11 protein-coding genes and 1 tRNA gene are annotated in these 15,592 nt (G+C 70.4%); 9 read left to right on the forward strand and 3 right to left on the reverse strand.

Features of this window, described 5'->3' with window-relative positions; translation table 11 throughout:
- The first annotated feature begins 35 nt into the window (after positions 1–35).
- Entirely contained in the window at positions 36–638 is a 603-nt protein-coding gene (locus TR46_RS22560; protein ID WP_042404266.1) for a hypothetical protein, read from the forward strand.
- 260 nt (positions 639–898) lie between these two features.
- On the opposite strand, the gene TR46_RS22565 is transcribed toward TR46_RS22560, so the two are convergent.
- Positions 899–980: transfer RNA gene (locus tag TR46_RS22565), tRNA-Leu, on the reverse strand.
- 1,503 nt (positions 981–2,483) lie between these two features.
- On the opposite strand from TR46_RS22565, the gene TR46_RS39740 reads away from it, so the two are divergent.
- On the forward strand, positions 2,484–3,992 hold the full coding sequence (locus TR46_RS39740) for a carbohydrate binding domain-containing protein (RefSeq protein WP_236655440.1): 1,509 nt from the start codon (positions 2,484–2,486) through the stop codon (positions 3,990–3,992).
- A 234-nt stretch (positions 3,993–4,226) separates the two neighbouring features.
- Positions 4,227–6,542: a glycosyl hydrolase family 18 protein gene (locus TR46_RS22580; protein ID WP_152626610.1), complete on the forward strand. Its 2,316-nt coding sequence runs from the start codon at positions 4,227–4,229 to the stop codon at positions 6,540–6,542.
- A 108-nt stretch (positions 6,543–6,650) separates the two neighbouring features.
- On the opposite strand, the gene bcp is transcribed toward TR46_RS22580, so the two are convergent.
- Positions 6,651–7,130 carry a thioredoxin-dependent thiol peroxidase gene (bcp, locus tag TR46_RS22585; RefSeq protein WP_042404272.1) on the reverse strand — a complete coding sequence of 160 codons (480 nt, stop codon included), beginning with the start codon at positions 7,128–7,130 and terminating at the stop codon, positions 6,651–6,653.
- 169 nt (positions 7,131–7,299) lie between these two features.
- Between bcp and TR46_RS22590 the strand changes: the two genes are divergently transcribed.
- Both TR46_RS22590 and TR46_RS22595 read left to right on the forward strand, forming a co-directional pair.
- The gene (locus TR46_RS22590; protein ID WP_042404275.1) at positions 7,300–7,650 is read left to right on the forward strand and encodes a DUF3618 domain-containing protein; all 351 of its coding nucleotides are present in this window, start codon (positions 7,300–7,302) and stop codon (positions 7,648–7,650) included.
- A 191-nt stretch (positions 7,651–7,841) separates the two neighbouring features.
- Entirely contained in the window at positions 7,842–8,144 is a 303-nt protein-coding gene (locus tag TR46_RS22595; protein ID WP_084715071.1) for a GroES family chaperonin, read from the forward strand.
- Between the two features lie 32 nt (positions 8,145–8,176).
- Here the strand turns inward: TR46_RS22595 and TR46_RS45080 are convergent, their stop codons facing one another.
- Positions 8,177–10,591, reverse strand: a complete 2,415-nt coding sequence (locus tag TR46_RS45080) for a transglycosylase domain-containing protein (protein ID WP_152626611.1) — start codon at positions 10,589–10,591, stop codon at positions 8,177–8,179.
- Positions 10,592–11,034: 443 nt separating this feature from the next.
- On the opposite strand from TR46_RS45080, the gene TR46_RS22605 reads away from it, so the two are divergent.
- The 4 genes from TR46_RS22605 (at position 11,035) to TR46_RS22620 (ending at position 15,481) form a co-directional block, all read left to right on the forward strand.
- Entirely contained in the window at positions 11,035–11,850 is an 816-nt protein-coding gene (locus tag TR46_RS22605; protein WP_042404351.1) for an ABC transporter permease, read from the forward strand.
- On the forward strand, positions 11,843–12,715 hold the full coding sequence (locus TR46_RS22610; protein ID WP_439654383.1) for an ABC transporter permease: 873 nt from the start codon (positions 11,843–11,845) through the stop codon (positions 12,713–12,715). The genes TR46_RS22605 and TR46_RS22610 overlap by 8 nt, the downstream gene beginning before the upstream one ends.
- A gap of 44 nt (positions 12,716–12,759) precedes the next feature.
- On the forward strand, positions 12,760–13,743 hold the full coding sequence (locus TR46_RS22615; RefSeq protein ID WP_042404276.1) for an ABC transporter ATP-binding protein: 984 nt from the start codon (positions 12,760–12,762) through the stop codon (positions 13,741–13,743).
- Positions 13,744–13,879: 136 nt separating this feature from the next.
- The gene (locus tag TR46_RS22620) at positions 13,880–15,481 is read left to right on the forward strand and encodes a beta-N-acetylhexosaminidase (RefSeq protein WP_042404278.1); all 1,602 of its coding nucleotides are present in this window, start codon (positions 13,880–13,882) and stop codon (positions 15,479–15,481) included.
- Positions 15,482–15,592: the final 111 nt, after the last annotated feature.

The raw sequence follows: 15,592 nt of genomic DNA on the forward strand, positions 1-15,592 counted from the left end.
AACCGTCCGGGGGAGCGTGGTGGTTGGATGGCGGGATGGAGCAGGAGATCTTGAACCGTCTGCGGGATGCGGTGCGGCGTACGGAGGAGCTCACGCGTGATCGCGGGGTCGTCGGCCGGGGGCATGATGATGCCGATGACAGTGTTGGGACCATCGGCACGGACGACGCCTGCGGATTTGATCCGTTTCCGCTGCTCCGGGCGCTTCACCGGGCCGGGGCCCGTGCGGTGGTGATCGGTCAGGTGGCGGGGATCCTGCATGGCTCCACCGAGCTGACCGGGGATCTGGACCTGCTCTGGGACGGTGATCCCGGCCAGGCCGACGCCCTGGTGGCGGCCTTCGGGGCCGTAGGTGGGTCGCTCATCGATGACGACGGTGCTGCGTTGCCGCTCGGAGTCGAGGCCTTCCGGCGCGACAAGGTTCAGTTCGCTTCGCCTGGCGCCAGCGGTGACTGCTGCACCCCGGCGTTGCCGTGGGGTTCGCTGGCGGTGGCGGACTTTCTGGGCCGGGCGCTGACCGTCACCGATTCGGACGGATCCGAGATCCACTACCTCCGGCGGGCGGATCTGATCAGCATGCGCCGTGCGGTGGGTCGACCCAAGGACCTCCGCCGCGCGGACGAGCTGGAAGGCCTCTGAGGATCATGCACTTACCAGGGCTCACGGGCTTGGCCCGGCTCGCTGCCCGGTCCTGGTAGTGGCCGCGAGCGGGAGCGAGCCGGCTCGGCCGGGCACGGGGCCGGCGCCTGGCGACGGTGGGTCAGTTGGAGCAGGCGCGCACGCGGTGCCCGGGCCCGGGGCGGGGGCTCGGTCGCGGAGCTGGCCCGTGGGGGCCGCAGGACCAGACGAAGGTCCACCCCGTAGAGTCTTCGAGGGTGGACCTTCGTTTCCATGGTCAGTGCGGCCGAAGGGATTCGAACCCTCAAGCCCTTTCGGGCCAACGGACCTAAACCGTTTGCGTCGCCACTGCGCCACGGCCGCTTGCCCCACGAATGCTACCTGGTCCCTCCTGTTGGCGTTGAGTTCCCTCCCCGCCGATTTCCGGAGCACCAGGTCGGGGTCAGCGTATGGCAGTTAGGACACAGGAAACGAAGGTTCTCCAGGCGGTTGTCGAGCCAGTCGCCGTTCACGTGGTCGATCTGAAGGGTGATCGGTTCGCCGAGCCACTCACCGGGGTTCTTGCACGAGCAGCACTCGTAGGCCACGCCCTTTGCCTCCAGGGCGCGTCGCAGTCGAGGGTGGCTGCTTCGAGCGCTTCCGGGCGGCTTGACGATCGGCACGCGGTCCGGCTCGAAGCAGGGCCGGGTCGGGGAAGGATCGGTGGACCGACGGGTGAAGTGGCTCGTGTCCAGCTGCTCCCGGTGGATTGCTGCACGGACTCTTCGATGGTTTCCCGAGTTGGTGGCGAGTCCCAGGCGTCGCATGACTTCGGCGAAGCTGGTCGAGACCTGCACGTGCACGACGAGCGCATCCAGGGGAATTTCCTGGCCCGGGGATGATCGTGTGCTCCTCAGCTCGATGCCCCACTGGTTCAGGTGCTTTCGGAGAACCTTTCTGCTTGCGCTGTCGTCCGCGAGACCGAGTCGTCTGGCGAGGTCGCGGACGCTGCTGGACAGCGCCGCTGCCGACGCCACCCGGGGTCTGTCGAGGGCGAGTTCGGGGATCCGATGGCATGAGCGGGAAGTGGCTCAGGTCCAGGCGAAGGCGGGCCGCTCGACCGCGGAGATGGCTCAGCGTGCCGCTCGCGGGCACGGCGCCCAGGTGCAGGGCGACTTCACGCATCGTGGTCGAACAGGCGACGGCTTCGGCGATTGCCGCGTCGGGGTACCGGGTCCAGCCGCTCTTCTGCTTGAAGTGGCTGGCGTCGATGCCGTGCTCGGCCGTGAGCTTCTGCAACTGCTTTCGAAGGCCGCCACTTCTCGGCCGGCCGAGCCTTCGCATCAGGTCGCACCAGTTGGTGGATCGGGTGACGGCTTCGGCCAGATGCTCGGGGGTGTACTTCACCCTTGCCATCGGGTCCTCCGGGTGGTTGGGCAGGGCGCCGGAGGCCAGGGGCGGGCCCGGCTCGGCTGGCTTGGGCGTGGGTGCCGAGTGGGCGGGGGCGCGGGTTCGGATGGATCAACGAGGGGGGAACTGGTGGGTTACGCCGTCCGGGGTGTGAGGTGAGTCACAGGAGATGGGGTGTGGATGGCGTGGGCATGGTTGTGGTTGAGACCAATAGGACTAGGCCATTGTGAGGCGCTATAGCTCTGAGCTGGCCTGATGGTGAACCTTAAGGGAACTTAAGTGACGTGATGTCGAACAGGGTCTTGACGGGCGGGGATGGTCCAGGCCAATTTATCCGTCAACAACGGTAGTTACCGAGGAGTCGCGTGGGGGCCTCGGATCCGACTGCCGCAGCAGGTCCGCGGGTGTCAGTGACGGATTGTTCATGTTGCGGAGGCAGAGATGGTCGGTAGGTCCTCACGGACGGGAACCCAGCGCGTGCTGGTGGCGGCGTGCTGCGGCGCGCTGCTGGCGGCGGGAGGGTTGCTCGTGGTCGGCGGGAACGCGCAGGCGAGCACCGCGCAGTTGCTGGTCAACCCCGGGTTCGAGAGCGGGAGTCTGAGCGGCTGGAGCTGTTCGACGGCCGACAAGGTGGTGACGAGCCCGGTTGCGGCGGGTTCGTACTCCTTGTCGGGGACACCGGCCGGCTCGGACTTCGCACAGTGCGCCCAGACGGTCGCGGTCGCGCCCAACTCCACGTACACGTTGAGCGGGCAGGTGGAAGGGAGCTACGTCTACCTCGGTGCCACCGGTACCGGCGTGACAGCCAGCAACTGGACGCCCAGCGCTGCCAGTTGGCAGACCCTCTCGACGACGTTCAGCACCGGGGCGACCACCACCTCGGTGCAGGTCTACGTGCACGGGTGGTACGGGCAGGCGGCCTTCGGGGCGGACGAGCTCTCGTTGAGCGGGCCGCCGGCCGGGGGAGGGTCCACGCCGACGCCCACGGCGAGCAGTTCGCCCACGGCGAGTTCGAGCCCGACCGTGAGCGCCAGCCCGACGGTGAGCGCCAGTCCCACCTCCACGGCGAGCACGCCGCCCGCGGACACCGGGTTCCGGCACCCCGTCTACATGATGCCGTTGGACAACAGCCCGCAGTCGATCTCGGACGTGATCGCAAACTCCGGTGAGAACGAGTTCCTCTTCGCGTTCGTGCTGGACTCGGGCGGCTGCACCCCGGCCTGGGACGGCGCCGGCACCTCCAGCGTCGCCGCCGACACCGCCGTACTGGCGGATGTGAACGCCGCCCGCGCGGCCGGCGGGGACGTCGCCGTGTCCTTCGGCGGCTACAACGGCACCGAGTTGGGCAGCACCTGCGGCAGCTCGTCGGCGCTCGCGTCGGCCTACCAGCAGGTGATCGACAAGTACAGGCTCACCCGGATCGACCTGGACTGGGAGAACGGCAGCCTGGACGCCAACATGGCGGTGCGCTGGGGTGCGATCAAGCAGTTGGAGGCGGCCAACCCGAACCTGAAGGTCTCGCTGACCATCCCGATGACGACGATCGGGCTCCCCGACACCGGCCGTGACGAGATCCAGCAGGCGATCAACGACGGCGCCCGGATCGACCGGGTCAACATCATGGACTTCGACTTCGGACTGAGCGGCGGGACGGAGACGGCCGCCGCCGAGACCGTGGCCACCGACGTGGTCGCCCAGTTGGAGAAGCTCTACGGCTGGGACGCCGCCACCGCGTGGGCGCACCTCAGCGTGCAGCTGATGAACGGTCACACCGACCAGCCCAGCGAGCTGTTCACCCAGTCGACCTTCACCGACCTGCTCGGCTTCGTGAAGACCAACCATGCCGCCGCCTTCTCCTACTGGGACGTCAACCGGGACCGCGCCTGCGACCCGAGCGTCGTCCACAACTGGGCCGACGGGGCGTGCAGCAGCGTCACCCAGAACCCCTACGACTTCACGAAGATCCTCACTCAGTTCAACGGCTGAGTCCTCGGTAGGCACCACCGGGCACCACCGCGCACCACAGGGCGCTACCGGGCACCACCAGGCACCACCCCCCACAGTCCACCCGCGTCGGGTCACGCCGTGCACCCCCACAGGGCTTTGCGCATGGCGCGCTCACTGTCCCGGCGCGGGTGTCCCCCCACACATCCCCCTCCCTCCAGGAGTCCAGTCATGCCAGAACGCGTCCCGTCCACCCCCCGCGCCAGACGGCGAGGGATGAGGCGCGGCACCGCGCTCGCCACCGCGTCGGTGCTGATAGCCGGTTCCGCCGCGCTCGCCACCACCATCACCGGGGCCAGCGCCGCCACCACCAATCTGCTGACCAACGGCGACTTCGAGACCGGCAGCCTGAGCGGCTGGAGCTGCTCGCTGGGCAGTGTCGTCGGTTCGCCCGTGCACGGCGGTTCGCACGCGCTGCTCGGCGCGGCGTCCAGCTCCGACGACGCGCAGTGCACGCAGACCGTGGCGGTGCTGCCGAACACCACGTACAGCCTGTCGGGCTACGTCCAGGGCGCCTACGTCTACATCGGCGCCACCGGGACCGGCGTGACCGCGAGCAACTGGACGCCCAGCGCGACCAGTTGGCAGCAGCTGTCGACCTCGTTCACGACCGGGTCGGCGACCACGTCGGTGCAGGTGTACACGCACGGGTGGTACGGGCAGGGTTCGTACTACGCCGACGACGTGACGCTGACCGGGCCCGGGGGGAGCAGTAGCAGCACCCCGTCGGCCAGCGCTTCGGCTTCGGCCTCGGCCTCGCCGTCCGCCTCCGCGAGTGCCTCCTCCTCGCCGTCGGCGAGTTCGAGCCCGTCCGCGAGCGCCAGCGCGTCCGCCTCGGCCTCCGTGTCCGCCAGCGCCTCGGCCTCGCCGAGCAGCTCCGCGACCACCGGCACCGGCAGCGGCCCGACCGGCGACGGCCTGGTGAGCGCCCCCACCGGGGTGACCGCGAAGGTGACCAACACCGCGGTGACCCTCGCCTGGGCGGCGTCCACGGACAACTCGCAGACCGGGGACACTCCCGGCTACTACGTCTACTCGGGCTCCAACCTGGTCGCGACCTCGATGGGCACCTCGGTAACCGTCAGCTCGCTGCTGCCCAACACCGCTTACTCCTTCACCGTCCAGGGCTACGACAAGGACGGCCACGCCTCCGCCCAGTCCGGCGCGGTGTCGGCGACCACGGCCGGGGCGGCCGGCGGTGCGATGAAGTCGGCCTACTTCGACCAGTGGTCGATCTACGGCAACGCCTACTACCCCAAGAACGTGGGCACTTCGGGCGCGGCGGCGAACACCAAGGTCATGACCTACGCGTTCGAGAACATCGACCCCAGCTCGCACACCTGCTTCGAGGCCGTGAAGGCCAGCGACTCCACCAACGAGGCCGACCCCAACGCGGGCGACGGCGCGGGCGACGCCTTCGCGGACTACCAGAAGTCCTACACCGGCGACATCAGCGTCGACGGCACCTCGGACACCTGGTCGCAGCCGATCAAGGGCAATTTCAACCAGTTGCGCGAGCTCAAGACCAAGTACCCCAACCTGAGGTTCACCCTCTCCATCGGCGGCTGGACCTACTCCAAGTACTTCTCGGACGCGGCCGCCACCGACGCCTCGCGCAAGGCGTTCGTCTCCTCCTGCATCAACATGTTCATCAAGGGCAACCTGCCGACCGGGGTCTCCGGTGACGCGTCCGGCGGCACCGCCTCCATCGCGGGCCTGTTCGACGGTATCGACATCGACTGGGAGTACCCGGCCTCGGCCGGCGGCCACACCGGCAACCACACCTCGGCGGCCGACACGGCCGACTACAGCGCACTGCTGGCGGAGTTCCGCACCGAGCTGGACGCCTACGGCGCGACCATCGGCAAGCACTACCTGCTGACCGCGGCGCTGCCCAGCGGCCAGGACAAGATCGCGCTGATCCAGCCCGCGCAGATCGCCAAGTCCCTGGACTACGGCAACATCATGACCTACGACATGCACGGCGCCTGGGACGCGACCGGTCCGACCAACTTCCAGGACCCGCTGCACGACACCGCCTCCGACCCGAGCACGGCGATCGCGCCGGGAACCGAGAAGTACAACGTCGACAACACCATCAAGGCGTACACCACGGGGGACTCCGCGTACGGGATCACCGGCGGCTTCCCGGCGAGCAAGCTGGTGCTGGGTGTGCCGTTCTACTTCCGCGGCTGGACCGGGGTGCCGGCCGGCAGCAACTACGGCCTCTACCAGTCGGCGACCGGGGCCAGCCCGGTGCAGACCTACACCCAGCAGGCCGGCATCGCGGACTGGAAGGAGCTCGCGGCCAAGGGTCTGACCAGCGGCAGCAATGTCCACTGGGACGCCACCACGCAGAGTTCCTGGATCTACGACGGCACCAACTTCTACACCGGCGACACCCCGCAGGCGATCACCGCGCGCGGCTCCTACGCCACATCGAAGGGGCTGGGCGGCATCTTCGCCTTCTCCTTCGAGGGTGACGACTCCAGCGGCACGCTGATCAACACCATGAACAGCTCCATGCAGTAGGCAGGAGCCGTGGGCAACGGGCATCCCTGAGGAGGGGCGGTGCACCCGGAGGGTGTGCCGCCCCTTCGGCGTGTCGGCGGCGGGTCCGCGGCCCGTCGGCGGCGCGGGTCAGCTGATCTTGAGGTCCCGGATCAGCTTGGCGACGTGCCCGGTGGCCTTCACGTTGTAGAACGCGTGCTCGATCTTGCCCTGCTCGTCGACGACGAAGGTGGAGCGGATCACCCCGGTGACCGTCTTGCCGTACATGGTCTTCTCGCCGAAGGCCCCGTACGCCTTGAGTACGTCCTTCTCGGGGTCCGCCAGCAGGGTGACCCTGAGGTGCTCCTGCTCGCGGAACTTGGCGAGCTTCGCCGGGTCGTTCGGGGAGATGCCGATCACGTCGTAGCCGGCCCCCGCGAGCAGGTCCAGGTTGTCGGTGAAGTCGCAGGCCTGCTTGGTGCAGCCTGGAGTGAGCGCGTTCGGGTAGAAGTACACGACGACCTTGCGCCCGAGGTGGTCGGCCAGGGAGACCGGCTTGCTGTCGGCGTCCGGGAGGGTGAAGGCCGGGGCGGGGTCGCCGGCCTGCAGCTTGGTCTGCTGGTCCGTCATGGGTGCTCCTGCTCGTGCTTGAGTGGTGAAGGTCGTGCCCACTAGAACGTACCGTCCGGGTACGACAGAGCGGTGCGGGACCGGGGTGCCGATGCGCGCGGCGTCACAGGACCTGACAAACTGTCCGTCAGGTGCACAGGTGGAGCGGGTAGCGGAGGAAGGTGGACTCGTGGGCGAGGTCGTCGGCACGAGGGGCAAGGACAGCGGCCCGGACGGGCGTTCCGCCGCGCAGATCGAGGCGGACATCGTCCGCACCCGGAAGCAGTTGGCCGCGACGCTGGACGAGCTGGCTGTGGCGGTCCACCCGTCCACGATCGTCGGCAAGGCCAGGGCCGACGCCAAGGCGGTCCTGGACCGGACGGTGGGCCAGGCGTTCGTGGCGGCGAACCGGGGTGTGGAGCAGGTCAGGGCCCAGTTCGTGGACGAGAAGGGGCATCCGCGCAAGGAGCGGATCGTGCCCGTGGCGGTGGTCGCCGGAGTGGCCGTGGCGGGCCTGGTCCTGCTGCGCCGGCGCAGGTAGGACAGCGTGAGGGGGGAGGCCGGCGGGGGCGGCCCTGCCGGTCGTCCTGCCGGTGGTCCTGAGTGGGTTCCGGCGACTGTTCCCGCAGTGCCGGCGGGTCCGCCGCGGTCGGCGTGGCGGTGTACGGTCCTGGGGTGAGTGAATCGTCTGCCCCCACGCCCGACCCCTTCGGAGAGAAGCTCCCCATCCGGATGCTGCACGACCGGGTGCTGGTCCGCACCGACGGCCCGGAGGGGGACCGCCGCTCCACCGGCGGCATCCTGATCCCGGCGACCGCCGAGCTGTCCAAGCGGTGTGCGTGGGCGAAGGTGGTCGCCATTGGTCAGAACGTGCGTTCGATCGAGCCCGGTGACCGGGTGCTGTACGACCCCGAGGACCGTTCCGAGGTCGAGGTCCGCGGCGAGCTGTACGTCCTCCTGCGGGAGCGTGACGTGCACGCCGTGGCGGCCGAGCGGGTGGGGGACGCGACCGGTTCCACCGGGCTCTACCTCTGACTCCGAACCGCTGAACCGTTCCCCTTGCGGCTTTACCCGGCGGGGCTCTGCTGGCCGCCCACACGGGTCGAGGGGGAGGCGAAGCCACTGGGCAGGCTGATGCCGGAGGGCGTGGCTCCGCCGCTGTTGCCGGGGGCGGACGGGGAGGCCGAGCCGCTCGGGGTGGACCGGGTGGTGGATGTTCCGGCGCTCGGGGTGGACGACGGGGTGGTACTCGACGGCGGAGGGGTGGACGCCGGTGCGGACGGGGTGGTGCCGCTGGTCGCGGGGGCGCCGGCCGAGGCGCTGGGGCTGGTCGAGGCGGCGGGGCTGCTGCTGTCGATCGTCGAGGTGTTCAGGTCGAACTGCTTGACCGGCTGGTCCTGGAGCGCCGCGGTCATGTAGTCGGTCCAGATCTGGGCCGGGAAGGATCCGCCGTTGACCCGGGTGACCCCGGCGGCGTCGCCGAGCGAGACCCTGGCGTGGGTGGTGGAGTCCTCGGCGAACAGGCCGACCGAGGTGACCAGCTGCGGGGTGTAGCCGATGAACCAGGCGGACTTGTTGTCGTCGGTGGTGCCGGTCTTGCCGGCCGCCGGGCGGTTCAGGTTCAGGGCCGCGTAGCCGGTGCCGTTGGAGCTGATGACGCCCTCCAGGACCGAGGTGACGGCGTCGGCCGTGGTGCGGTCGTAGGCCACGGTGGTCTGGTGGGCGGGCAGGGCCTTGTTGCTGCCGTTGCGGCTGAGCGCCTGGACCGACCAGGGGGTGATCTGCTCGCCGTGGTTGTCGAGGGTGGCGTAGGCACCGGCCATCTCGACGGCGCTCGGGGTGGCCACACCCAGGGCGAGGGCCGGGTTGCCCGAGCTCATGTCGGGGGTGTCGGTCGGGAGGCCGGACGCGATGGCGATCTTGCGGACGTTGTCCAGGCCCGCGTCGACGGCCTCCTGGGCGTACACCGAGTTGACCGACTTCTTCATGGCGTAGGTGAGGTTGATCTGGCCGTAGTCCTGGTTGTCCTCGTTCGGCGGCGCGTAGGACTGGCCGGACGGCAGGCCCTGGACGCTGCGTCCGCTGGTGCCGTCGTAGTACGTGTACGGGGTGATCGCCCGGCCGTCCTGGGTCTTGCCGCCGTACTGCAGCCCTGCGGCCAGGTCGAAGGCCTTGAAGGTGGAGCCGACCTGGATGTCGGTCCGGGTGGCGTCGTTGAACTGCTGCTCGGCGTAGTCGGGCCCGCCGTACGCGGCGACCAGCTTGCCGGTGGTCGGGTCGACCGAGCCGGCCGCGGCGCGGACGTCCTTGGCCTTGGCGGTGTTCGGGAGCTGGTCGCTGAACTCCTTCTTCACGGCGGCGACCAGCTGGTCCTGGTTCTGCTTGACGAAGGTGGTGGTGATCTTCCAGCCGCCGGCGTTCAGGTGCGCCGCGTCGACGATGTTGTTGTCGTTGAGGTACTGGTCGGCGATGCCGATCAGGTAGCCGGCCTGTCCGCTGACGCCGGGGGTGGCGCCCGGGGCCTTGGTCGCGGGGAAGGTCATCGCGTTGCGGTCGCTCTGGCTGACCCAGCCGAGCTTGACCATGCCGTCCAGCACGTAGTTCCAGCGGGCCACCGCGGCGGCCTTGCCGGCCGTGGTGGCGGTGCCGACGTCGTAGGCGCTGGGGGCCTGCAGCAGCGCCGCGAGGTAGGCCGACTGCGGGACGCTCAGGTTGGCCGCGCTGACGCCGTAGTAGGCCTGGGCCGCCGCCTGGATGCCGTAGGCGTTGCGGCCGAAGTAGCTGGTGTTCAGGTATCCGGCCATGATGTCGTTCTTGCTCTCGGTCTGGTCGACCTTGAGTGCGATGAAGAACTCCTTGACCTTGCGGGTGACCGTCTGGTCCTGCGTCAGGTAGTAGTTCTTGACGTACTGCTGGGTGATGGTGGAGCCGCCCTGGATGCCGTTGCCGGTGAGGGTCTGCCAGCCGGCCCGGATGGTGCCCCTGATGCTGACGCCCTGGTTGCTGTAGAAGGTGCGGTCCTCGGCGGAGACCGCGGCCCGCTGCATGTTCAGGGAGATCTGGTCGATCGGGACGGAGATCCGGTTGGTCTGGCCGGTGCGGCCGAGCTCGGTCTTGCCGTCGGCGTAGTAGTAGACGTTGCTCTGCGCGGTGGCGGAGGCGTTGGGGTCCGGCACGGTGACAGTCATGTACATCACGACGAAGGCGCCGACCAGGAGCAGCAGCAGGCCGACGATTCCGGCCACCGTCATCCGCCAGGTCGGGATCGCCCGGCGCCACCAGGGCTTGGCCTTGCGGGCGGCCTTGCGCGCCTGCTTCTTGGCGCGGCGGAGGTCGGACCGGCTGCCGCCCATGCCGCCGCCCTGGGCGCGGTCCTCGGCCTCCAGCGTGTCCGGGTCCATGGGATGCGCGGGACCGTCCGGATCGTCGCCTCCGGCGGGGCCCCAGCCCTCTCCCTGAGGTCCCTTCGGGTCGCTGCTCATCCGCGTACTGCTCCGTCCGCCTTCATCACCTAATGTCCCTATGACGCGATTTGCGCAGGAACAGCTTCCACCCTGCCTTACCGGTTACCCCGACGAGCGCCGACAGGCATGGATAGGGCCGTTTGTGGCGCGCCTGTGACATCACCGTCCCCGGGTCGCTACCCTGGCGTGACAACTGCATACGGAATCGAGCCCCTTGCGCGCACCCCCCGGGTGTCCGCGGAAGGGGCCTGTTTGGCGTTCCCGCACGCCGTGGTGGAAGTGGGCTGCGCCGTGTCGACAAATGGACATCCGAGATGCGGTGACCCGCTCGTCCGAGGACAGAAGGAAGGAACCTGCCGGTGGCCCGATCCGTCGCCCTGGCCCATCCCCCCGATCCCGATCCGACCGGCCCGACCGGCCCGACCCCGCTCGCGGCCCTCCGGGCCCGCCCCGGCGGCTCGCTGCGGCTCTACGCCGCAGTGGCCCGGAGCAGCTTCCGGCGCTACGCCGGGTACCGCGCCGCCACCTGGGCCGGCGTGTTCACCAACACCGTGTTCGGCTTCTTCATCGCCTACACCTACCAGGCGCTCTGGCAGATCCGCCCACACCTGGGCGGCTACGACCTCAGCGCCGCCCTCACCTATGTCTGGCTCGGCCAGTCCCTGCTGATGCCGGTCGCCGCGATGGGCGGCGGCGTCCAGGACGACATCGAGGCCAGGATCATCAACGGCGACATCGCCGTGGACCTCTACCGCCCGGTGGACCAGCAGGTGTGGTGGCTGGCCGCCGACCTCGGCCGGGCCTGCTACCACCTGCTGAGCCGGGGGATCGCGCCGCTGCTGGTCGGCAGCCTGTTCTTCCGGCTCCGGATGCCCGCCGGCGGAGCCGCCGACCAGGCGCTGACCTGGGTTGCGGCGCTGGCCTCGGTCGCGCTGGCGGTGACCGTCAGCTTCCTGCTGCGCTACCTGGCCGCTCTGACCGGCTTCTGGCTGATGGATCCGCGCGGGATCCGGCAGGTGACCGTCGTGCTGGGGATGTTCTTCTCCGGCTTCCTGCTGCCGCTGTCGCTGCTGCCGTCCGCGCTGGCGGCGGTGGCGCAGCACCTGCCCTGGGCGGCGATGGTGCAGATCCCGTTGGACGTGTTCCTGCAGCGGCGCACCGGTGCGGCGCTCGCGGAGGGACTGCTGCTGCAAGCGGGCTGGGCCGGGCTGCTGCTGGGCGCCGGGCAGCTGCTGCAGCGCGCGGTGGTGCGGAAGGTGGTGGTCCAGGGTGGCTGAGTCCACGAGCGGTCACTCGGCGCGGTACTCGCGGTACTCGCGGTACCCGAGGTACGGCCGGGTCGAGGAGGCCCTGCGGGCGTACCGGCTGATCGCCGGGATGTGGCTGCGCGCGTCGCTGGCGTACCGGGCCTCGTTCTGGATCACCACCGTCGGCAACGGGGTGACCTCGCTGCTGGACTTCGTCGTGATCGCGGTGATGTTCCAGCACACCACGGTGCTGGGCGGCTGGACCCTGCCGCAGGTCGCCTTCCTCTACGGGACCTCGGGCCTGACCCTGGGGCTGGCCGACCTGCTGGTGGGCAGCCTGGACCAGCTGGGCCAGCGGGTCCGCGACGGGTCGGTGGACACCGTGCTGGTCCGTCCGGCCGCCGCGCTGGCGCAGCTGGGCGCGGACCGCTTCGCGCTGCGCCGGGCCGGGCGGGTGGTGCAGAACCTGCTGGTGCTGGGCTGGTCGCTGCTGGAACTGCGGCTGGACTGGACGCTTCCCAAGCTGCTGGTGATGGCCGTGCTGGTGGTCTGCGGCACCGTGATCTTTGGCTCGGTCTTCGTCGCCGGGGCGGCCTTCCAGTTCTTCGCCACCGACGCGGCCGAGGTGCAGAACTCCGTCACCTACGGCGGGGCGACGATGCTCCAGTACCCGCCCTCGGTGTTCGCCCGGGACCTGGTGCGCGGCGCGGTCTACGGGATCCCGCTGGCGTTCGTGAACTGGCTTCCGGCGCTCTATCTGCTGGGCGTCCCGGACCCCGTCGGCGTCCCCGGCTGGTTCCGCTTCGCCTCGCCGCTGGCCGCGCTGCTGTGCGCGACGGCGGCCGGGCTGGCCTGGCGGGCCGGGATCCGCTCCTATCGCAGCACCGGCAGTTGACGATCCATCGAGCAGTGGGCAGAAGAAGGGATGTGGCTGGCAGCATGGCAATCATCGAGGTCGAGGACGTGGCCAGGACCTTCACCGTGCGGCGCAAGGTCGGGCGGCTGAAGCGGGAGCGCAGCGAAGTGCGGGCGGTGGACGGGCTCAGCTTCGAGGTCGTGGCCGGGGAGATGGTCGGCTACATCGGCCCCAACGGGGCGGGCAAGTCCACCACCATCAAGATGCTGACCGGGATCCTGGTCCCGAGCGAGGGGCGGCTGCGGGTGGCGGGTGCGGACCCGTCCCGGGAGCGGGTCCGGCTGGCGCGGCGGATCGGGGTGGTGTTCGGCCAGCGCACCACCCTGTGGTGGGACCTGCCGCTGCGCGACTCCTACGAGCTGGCGCGGCGGATCTACCGGATCGAGGACGCCCGCTACCGGCACAACCTGGACCGCTGCATCGAACTGCTGGAGCTGGGACCGCTGTTGGGCGTGCCGGTGCGTCAACTGTCGCTGGGCCAGCGGATGCGCGGCGACATCGCCGCGGCGCTGCTGCACGACCCGGAGGTGCTCTACCTGGACGAGCCGACCATCGGCCTGGACGTGATCAGCAAGAACCGGGTCCGTGAGTTCCTGGCCGAGATCAACGCCGAGGCGGGGACGACGGTGCTGCTGACCACGCACGACCTCACCGACATCGAGCGGCTGTGCTCGCGGGTGATGGTGATCGACCACGGCCGGGTGGTCTACGACGGCAGCTTGGAGGGCCTGCACGGCATCGGCGGCAGCGAACGCACCCTGGTGGTCGACCTGGCCACCCCGCAGCCGGACCCGATCACCGTCCCCGGCGCCCGCGTGGTCCGCATGGAGGGCCCCCGCCAGTGGCTCGCCTTCCCGTCCGCCGACAGCGCCGCCCCCCTGGTGGCGGCGATCGCCGCCCGCTACCCCCTGGTCGACCTCTCGGTGAAGGAACCGGCCATCGAGGACGTCATCGCCCGCATGTACGGCGGAGAGGTGGGACGCGAGATGGAGGCAGTGAGCGGCTGAGGCGGCGCGGCAGGAGCAGGCGCAGGACGTGGAAGAAGCCTGCCTCCGCTGCCGACGAACGGCAGCGGGGGCAGGCTCGCGCTGGGTGGCGGCACGAGCCATTGTATTGGTCCAGACCAGATGGCAATATCTGGGCATGATCCGGGGCAGGGGGGCCGCTGCGGCGGTGGCTGGGGTGGTGCTGGTGCTGGCGGCGGCCGGGTGTTCGGGCGGGGGGACGCCGTCGGCGCGGGGCGACGCGGTGTCCGGGGCCTCGGTCTCGGCCGGTGCCGGGGCGGTGGCGCTGGTGCCGTTGCCCTCGCAGGTCTCGGTCGGCGGCGGTGAGGGTTATGCGTTGTCGGCCGGGACCGTGGTGCACGGGGAGGGCGGGGCGGCGGCCACGGCTGTGGCCGGCGACCTGGCCTCGCTGCTGCGGCCGGTGACCGGGCTCGCGCTGCCCGTGGTGGGGACGGGTGGCGCGAGCGGTCTGGTGGTGCGGCTGGACGCCGCGGCCGGGACCGGCGCCGAGGGGTATCGGCTGGTGTCCGGACCGGACGGGGTGGTGATCACGGCGGCCACCGGGGCCGGGCTGTTCCACGGGGTGCAGACGCTGCGTCAGCTGGTGCCGGTGAAGGGCGTCGGGACGGTGCCGGCGGTGCGGATCAGTGACCGGCCGCGGTACGGGTACCGCAGCGGGTCCCTGGACGTCGCGCGGCACTTCTTTCCGGTCGCTGATGTCGAGAGGTACGTCGACCTGCTGGCGCAGTACAAGTTCAATGTGCTGCATCTGCACCTGACGGACGACCAGGGCTGGCGGATCGCCGTCCCCGGGCTGCCCGGGCTGACCGGGATCGGGGCGGCGACGCAGGTCGGCGGGGGAGCGGGCGGCTACTACACGGCGGCCGACTACCGGGCGATCGTGGCCTACGCCGCCGCCCGCTACATCACCGTGGTGCCGGAGGTGGACCTGCCGGGGCACACCAACGCGGCGCTGACCGCCTATCCGGACCTCGGCTGCGCGGGGGATGCGCCCGCGCAGCCCTACACCGGGGTGGGGGTCGGGTTCAGCCGGATCTGCACCGGCAAGGAATCGACCTACGGCTTCGTCGACAAGGTCGTCGGCGCGCTGGCCGCGCTGACGCCCGGTCCGTACCTCGGCATCGGCGGGGACGAGGCCGACGCCCTGGCTCCCGCCGACTACGACGCCTTCATGGCCCGCGCGGCGGCCATCGTCCGGGCGCACGGGAAGCAGCCGGTGGCCTGGGACGAGGCGGCCGGCGCGGGGAAGGACGGCCCGCAGCTGCTCGGGGTCTGGCACCCGCTGAAGCTGGAGCCGGCGGGGCTGGCGCAGCAACTGGTCGCTGCGGCGCAGCGCGGGGCCAAGCTGGTGATGGAGCCCGCGGACCGGGCCTACCTGGACCAGAAGTACGACGAGCAGACCTCGCTCGGCACCTCGTGGGCCGGCTACCTGAGCGTGCAGAAGTCCTACGACTGGGATCCGGACGGCTATCTGACGGGCCTTCCGGCCGGATCGGTGACCGGGGTCGAGGCGCCGGTCTGGACCGAGACCCTGAGTACCGTCGCGAACCTGGAGACGATGCTGCTGCCCAGGCTCCCGGCGCTGGCCGAGGTCGCCTGGACGCCGCAGGCCGAGCGGGGCTGGGCGGACTTCCGGCAGCGGCTGGCGGCACAGCAGCCGCGCTGGCAGGCGCAGGGGCTGTCGTACCAGCGGGCGGACGGGGTGCCCTGGGGCAGCTGACCCGAGCGCGTGGGCCAGGGTCGGGCCGGGGGCGGGTCAGGGGCGGGTCAGGGGTCGGATCATCCGTGGTCGCGCGGTGACTTCGAACGGGTGGAGGGCAGACTGTAGGGG

It is taken from the genome of Streptacidiphilus carbonis (assembly GCF_000787775.1).
Classification (GTDB): Bacteria; Actinomycetota; Actinomycetes; order Streptomycetales; family Streptomycetaceae; genus Streptacidiphilus; species Streptacidiphilus carbonis.

Excerpts from the sequence above, each read along its gene's own strand:
- TR46_RS22560 (WP_042404266.1), top strand. The coding sequence starts at position 36 with ATGGAGCAGGAGATCTTGAACCGTCTGCGGGATGCGGTGCGGCGTACG.
- TR46_RS22620 (WP_042404278.1), top strand. The coding sequence starts at position 13,880 with ATGATCCGGGGCAGGGGGGCCGCTGCGGCGGTGGCTGGGGTGGTGCTG.
- TR46_RS22615 (WP_042404276.1), top strand. The coding sequence starts at position 12,760 with ATGGCAATCATCGAGGTCGAGGACGTGGCCAGGACCTTCACCGTGCGG.
- TR46_RS45080 (WP_152626611.1), bottom strand. The coding sequence starts at position 10,591 with ATGAGCAGCGACCCGAAGGGACCTCAGGGAGAGGGCTGGGGCCCCGCC.
- TR46_RS22595 (WP_084715071.1), top strand. The coding sequence starts at position 7,842 with ATGCTGCACGACCGGGTGCTGGTCCGCACCGACGGCCCGGAGGGGGAC.
- bcp (WP_042404272.1), bottom strand. The coding sequence starts at position 7,130 with ATGACGGACCAGCAGACCAAGCTGCAGGCCGGCGACCCCGCCCCGGCC.
- TR46_RS22580 (WP_152626610.1), top strand. The coding sequence starts at position 4,227 with ATGAGGCGCGGCACCGCGCTCGCCACCGCGTCGGTGCTGATAGCCGGT.